Below are 6,047 nucleotides of genomic sequence, written 5' to 3'. Positions count from 1 at the left end.
CCTATCTTCCTACTCGATTACAATCGAAAATAAGTACACTTTTCATAAAGTAAAGCCGACTTTGTAGACCTGTTTTTTATAAGCTCCGGGCGACATACCTGTAAGTTTTTTAAACGATCTGGAAAAATAGGAAAGATTATCGAAACCTGTTTGGGTTGCAATTTCAGAATAAGTTAACTGGCTCGTAGCGAGTAAATACTGAGCACGTTCTATTCTTTTACCAAGAATATAGGTGACAGGACGCTCACCGGTAAAGGTTTTAAACAGGCGAGAGAAGTAATCGGGGTGTTGATTTAAACGTGAGGCAAGCGCAGTTACAGATAATTCCTGGTTCAGGTTAATCAAAATATAACTCACCGTTTCTGCTATCTTAACTGGAGTTTGATGGGATTCTTGCCTTAAGTAAAGCTGCGATTGCAATAAACGCCCCATCAGTTGAAGCAATATTCCCTGCGTTTCCAAATAACTGGCTAAGCTCTGCCGGTTATTTAATTCCTGATATTCTTTGTAGAAAATATTTTTTTCGTACACTTTCGGATCGTCAGACCGGTTGATTCCCCGGCCGGGATTGATTTCGAGCAAACGTTTAAAAAGGTCAATATCCATAGCGCTCGCTTTGATCTTGGATACTGTTCTTTTTTGTGCAAAGAGCGAAATCCCATCCACAGATTCTTCAAAAAACTGAACGAAATATTGACTTAAGAAACCATTGCAGTGCAGGTTGCACAGTGTGAAACTGGGGATGATGTATAGGTAACCTGCTTCGAGTTGCAAACGCTGCAGTTGGTCTGATATTTCTCCAGATCCCTCATCAATGTAATAGATACGGTAATAGGGGCTGATTACGTTGCGGTAATCCCATTTGGTAGAAAGCTTTACGTAATCTACGTTAAGTAAAGAAAAAGTATTTTGAAGAACTCGTTTTACCATTTTTTTAGAATGTCGGATTTTTACAATAAATAGTCTATTTTAATCAAATTTAGATCGGATAAGATACTTATTTTTGATGAAAATAGCCAAATATATGATCATCTAAAGTAACAGTTGTTAGGCAGTCTGATGCTCACATTTCTGGTTAGTACGGTAATCCCGGGGAATAAACTAAAGCATTCATGATTTAAACCACTCATAAAATGAAAAAGATATTAGTTGTAATAATTACGGCATTTTCCTTGTTAACGAATGTGCAGGCACAGCAAAGTAATACAAAGATTGAATCAGGGAAGTTTAAGCCAACCGACGAATCTTTAAAACAGTACCAGTATCCGGATTGGTTTCGTGATGCAAAATTCGGAATCTGGTCTCACTGGGGGCCTCAGGCCGTTCCCAGACAAGGCGATTGGTACGCCAAAAATATGTATATTCAAGGCAGCAGCCAAAACAAGTATCATGTGGCCCATTATGGTACCCCTTCTAAGTTCGGCTATAAAGACATTATCCCCTTATGGAAAGCAGAAAAGTGGAATCCTGAACAGTTAATGGCCCTTTATAAGAAAGCTGGTGCTAAATATTTTGTAAGCATGGGCTCACATCATGATATGTTCTTTTTGTGGAACTCTAAGATCCACCGGTGGAATTCGGTAAACATGGGGCCACATAAAGATGTAGTGGGGCTGTGGCAAAAAGCAGCTAAAAAAGAAGGACTGCGTTTTGGTATTTCAGAACATCTTGCGGCCAGTTTCAACTGGTTTCAACCCAGTCATGGCGCAGATAAAACCGGCGAATTTGCAGGTATTCCTTACGATGGACATGATCCGAAATATGCAGACCTTTATCATTTACCGGCCGATTCAAGCAACATAAAAGAATGGATAACCAACAATCCGGGGTGGCAGAAAAAATGGCTGGAAAACATAACCGAACTCATCGATAATTATCACCCTGATTTGCTATATTCGGATAGTAAACTTCCTTTTGAAGACATTGGACGTACCATGGTAGCGCATTACTATAACCAGGATATCGCTAAAAATAAAGGTAAACTCGAAGCAGTTTATACCCCTAAAGAACCATCGGAAGGTAAATGGGCGCAGGATGTTGAGCGTGGGGTACTGGATTCGATCAGCCCTTTTCCGTGGCAAACCGATACCTCAATAGGCGATTGGTATTACAGAACAGGACAGAAATACAAAAGTGCAAATGAAATTGCACAACTTTTAGTGGATATTGTAAGTAAAAATGGCAATTTATTAATCAATGTAGTGCAAACTCCCGAAGGTGATCTCGAGCCTGATGTGGTTAAAATTGTAACAGAAATAGGTGAGTGGATCAAATTGAATGGCGAAGGTATTTATGCTACACGGCCCTGGAAAATGTACGGCGAAGGTCCATCTACCATTAAATCGAACCAGAAAAAAGGCCGTTTCGGCGGTTTAGCAGATACACGCGAGTATCAGTCTGCAGATATCCGCTACACCACCAAAGGGAACGATCTTTTTGCATTTTGTTTAAACGTTCCTGAAGGAGATATTGATATGCACCTGCTGGGACGGAATTCGAAATACCTGATTAAGCCTATTAGCGCAGTTACCCTGCTGGGCAGCAAGCAAAAACTAAACTGGGAGCAGCACGAAGGTTCGCTGGTGATAAAAAAGCCTGCAAATTATCCGGCTTGGCAGGTAACCGGATTTAAAGTAGAATTTAAAAAATAGAAGCACAGTAAGGAAAATTTCTTGCTGACGAAAAATAGCTATAAATTAAACGGGTAGATCTAAGAAACCCTTAAAAATAAAAACGAGACAAACAGCTTAAAAACTGATTTGTCTCGTTTGTGCTCGTAACAAGACCTTTAACGAACTTTTTTGTTGAAGATTTGAAGAGAATTGCTGATTTGAAAATTTTTAGAAATGTGTCGAAAAAATAATTCCAAATTTTAAGAATTTGATTTACTAAGAAAACTTTACTCAGCGGGTTCGAGCCCCATCAGCCACCCGTTAGCCTTTTAAGGTATCTTAAAGGGCTTTTTTATTTTTAAGCAATTTTCAAATCGTTGAATAGAGGGATCAAACGTAATAGTTGGGGAGGCTTTTGCATTTTAAGATCCTCCAAAAAATAAGGATGTTTGTATCGAATTTGTTTAACTAATAGTTAAATTTCTTACATCAATTTATAAATTAATTGACTGATCCGAGACTAAATAAGAACGAAATTTGTTACGATTTGCACCGAAATTTCTTTTTAAAATCACAGCTATGGAAAGTATCACAAGTGATCCCATGATAATAGAAAGTATCAAAAGCAAATTGGACAGTTCAGGAAGTTCAATTTGTTGGTCAACTCCCATATAAATTAAATTATCCCAATAATAGGGAAGATAAAATGCATTATTATTTTGTGGGGCATTTAGCCAATCAATTTTAGCTTGATGTAGCGCATCTCCGTTAGTTTTGCGGGTTGCCAAATGCTTATAGAAATTACCGATTACGATTGAAGCGGCTGCATCATTCACATTCCATAGTCCTGCTATAGTTGCCGGGGTACCAATCGCATTAAATCCTCTTGACAGGCTAATAATCCCTTCGCCATTGGCCAACAGACCATCTGCGGTTCTGCAAGCACTTAACACTACCAAAGAGGGGACATTTTTCTTTGCAGAGAGCTCAAATAGAAATAATTTCTCTTTATCGAGGTCTAGGGTTGGCTCTTGATTTTTACCTGATAAATATGCATGTGTTCCGATATGCAATATGCTACTGTTTTCAAAAGCATGGTTAAGTGTGGCCACGTTCACCTTTTCATTAAAAAGGAAATCACCATTAATTACTTTTTTAATGGCTGCAGCTTCATCTTCTACCGCTTTTAAAGGCTTGAGGTTATTTTCCTGATGGGTAGTGAACAGACCGATAAATTTTTTTGTATTTGATCTGGTTTGATGAGCCACGAGTGTTTTTAAAGAAAAGGCATAGGTAAGGCTATTTGTTTTAATTAAAAAGGGCCAGTTTGAAATGCTAGGATTGTAGTTATTGTTGGTAATTAGGCCGTCAAAAGAAATGTAACCTAAAACATCATCGGGCACAATAATAACAGCCTTGTTTTTGGCGAGTTTAATGCCATTTAAAATCGTCTGATAAATTTGATTTGACGCTAAGTAAAACGACTTAGGCGTATTAATCATTGCACTAGGGCCGTGCTGAAAATAGGTGTCTGAATAGGATTTAATTAAGGATTTTATTGCGGCCGAATTATTTAATTTAATGACCTTATTAACTTTCCTATTTTCAATATCAATCATGTATATGGAGTTTTCTCCAAAGAAATAGGTTATTATTTTTTGGTTTGGTAATGCTGCTAAAACTTTGTCGATTGATAAGTTATGGACTTCTGGATTAAACTGGGGATGCTTTTGTTTGATTTGTTTATTGATCAATGCAAGAAAGTACTTCAACTGAGCTGTTTTAGCTGAATTCTGCGCTATCTTTCCTTCGATATCCTGTTTCTCATTATAGCTAATTGCTCTTTCATAAGCTTGTTTTTTGATAAAGAGGGAATCTTTTTTGTTGACAGAAACTAGCCATTGATTTCTATTCATCTGATCTAAAAGCGTTCTGCTTTTGCTTTGTTCGGCTAGGTTTAAAATTTCATTTAATAGTGAGCTGTCTTTTGTTTGTTGGTATAAATTGAAAGCAATATCAATTCCTTTTTCCACAATTAACTTGAGGTTGGCCTGAAGACGTTCTTTTGTTTTATCATCGGCAAATTCATTTCTGATCTTATCTGCTGATCGTAGGGCAAATTTGATGTTTTGATAGGCTTCCCGGGGTTTTTGCAATTGTAAATAAGCCGCGGCTCTTTCCTGAAAAGCATCTACTAGCCGATTGTCACCATATATTTTGTTTGGATCAATTTGATTGTTGGTTGCTATTCTTAAAGTCGCTAAGGTTTGATTAAAATAACCGATGGCGAGTTGAGGCTTCTTTTGCAATAATTTAACAGTTCCTATTGCTGTTAAAACATTGGCTTTCTCTCTTAATCTTGCGCCGCTATAATAAGTGTTTAAAAGTTTTAATGCTTTATTGAAATAGTGCTCTGCCTGTTGCAATTTGTTTTGCGCTTTATAGATGTCCCCTGCAGAAGTATAAGAAGTCATCAGCCAATAAGCGTCATCTGGATTGCTATTCTTTTGCTTATTGATGTTGTATTCAATCAGCTTTGCTGCTTTTATGAATTTTTGCTGGTCGAATAAAATATCTGCTAGGATGTTGTTTAGTATAATCTGAACCTGGTTATGGTGATTTGCCAACTTTAACCCCATATTTACATTCTTTTCTGCTTCTTGTAAATTTCCCATCGAACGATATGAAATGGCGATATTTCCATAAATAGCCGCAATATTTTCAGGTTTTTCATTGGTTTGTTTGAGGAACCTGACCGCTAATAATTGGAGGTATAGCGCTCGTTCATAATCTCCGAGTCTCGTGTAATTATTGCTTAAAGGTTTAGCGGTGTACTCTACGATATCGAAATCAACAACCTTATTTTTAAGGTAATAGGAATAAGCAGTTTCATAGCTATTGATTGAGCCTAAGATATTCCCATCTAATAGCTGATCATAACCTTGGTTGCTTAATAAAGTGAGCCACACTTCATGCTCGGTTGATGTTTTTGGTTTACGCCAAGCTTGTTGTTGCGTTTCCATTAAATAAGATAAACGCTGCTGTGGATTTTTGGCTACATAATTTAACCGTTCATAAATCCAGTCGCTTAAATTATCTTGCTGTTGATAGGTGTTTAGTTTTTTTTGGATAGTGGTATTTTGTGCGAATAAGCTAGTATTCAAGTAAATGACTAAAGCTAATAACGAGAAACGTAAGCAGGCTGAATGCATAGGTTGGTAAGGCTTCAGCTAATTTAGTAATTTTTAAACTCATATGCCCTTCATTGAGGAACGAAGCAATCCCCTTGGTGCGTTAACCCGCAATGAGATTGCTTCGGCTGTGAAAGACAGCCTCGCAATGACACGCAGGGTGCAAAACAATTAACCAGTTAACCAATTAATTTTTTTGGATAGGGCTATTTTGTGCGAATAAGCTAGTGTTCAAGCAAACTAA

At 37.4% G+C, this 6,047-nt stretch carries 3 protein-coding genes; 1 reads left to right on the top strand and 2 read right to left on the bottom strand.

Annotation, left to right across the window (positions count from 1 at the left end):
* Positions 1-42: 42 nt before the first annotated feature.
* Positions 43-930, bottom strand: a complete 888-nt coding sequence (locus tag DBR40_RS25345) for a helix-turn-helix domain-containing protein (RefSeq protein WP_124562526.1) — start codon at positions 928-930, stop codon at positions 43-45.
* A 203-nt stretch (positions 931-1,133) separates the two neighbouring features.
* Between DBR40_RS25345 and DBR40_RS25340 the strand changes: the two genes are divergently transcribed.
* Positions 1,134-2,651 (top strand): alpha-L-fucosidase, encoded by a 1,518-nt coding sequence (locus tag DBR40_RS25340; RefSeq protein WP_124562525.1) that lies wholly within the window; start codon positions 1,134-1,136, stop codon positions 2,649-2,651.
* 455 nt (positions 2,652-3,106) lie between these two features.
* Here the strand turns inward: DBR40_RS25340 and DBR40_RS25335 are convergent, their stop codons facing one another.
* Entirely contained in the window at positions 3,107-5,776 is a 2,670-nt protein-coding gene (locus DBR40_RS25335; protein WP_158674138.1) for a CHAT domain-containing protein, read from the bottom strand.
* Between the last annotated feature and the right edge of the window lie 271 nt (positions 5,777-6,047).

The organism is Pedobacter sp. KBW01, from assembly GCF_003852395.1.
In the GTDB taxonomy this organism is placed as follows: Bacteria; Bacteroidota; Bacteroidia; order Sphingobacteriales; family Sphingobacteriaceae; genus Pedobacter.
This window is presented reverse-complemented; position numbering and strand designations above follow the sequence as displayed.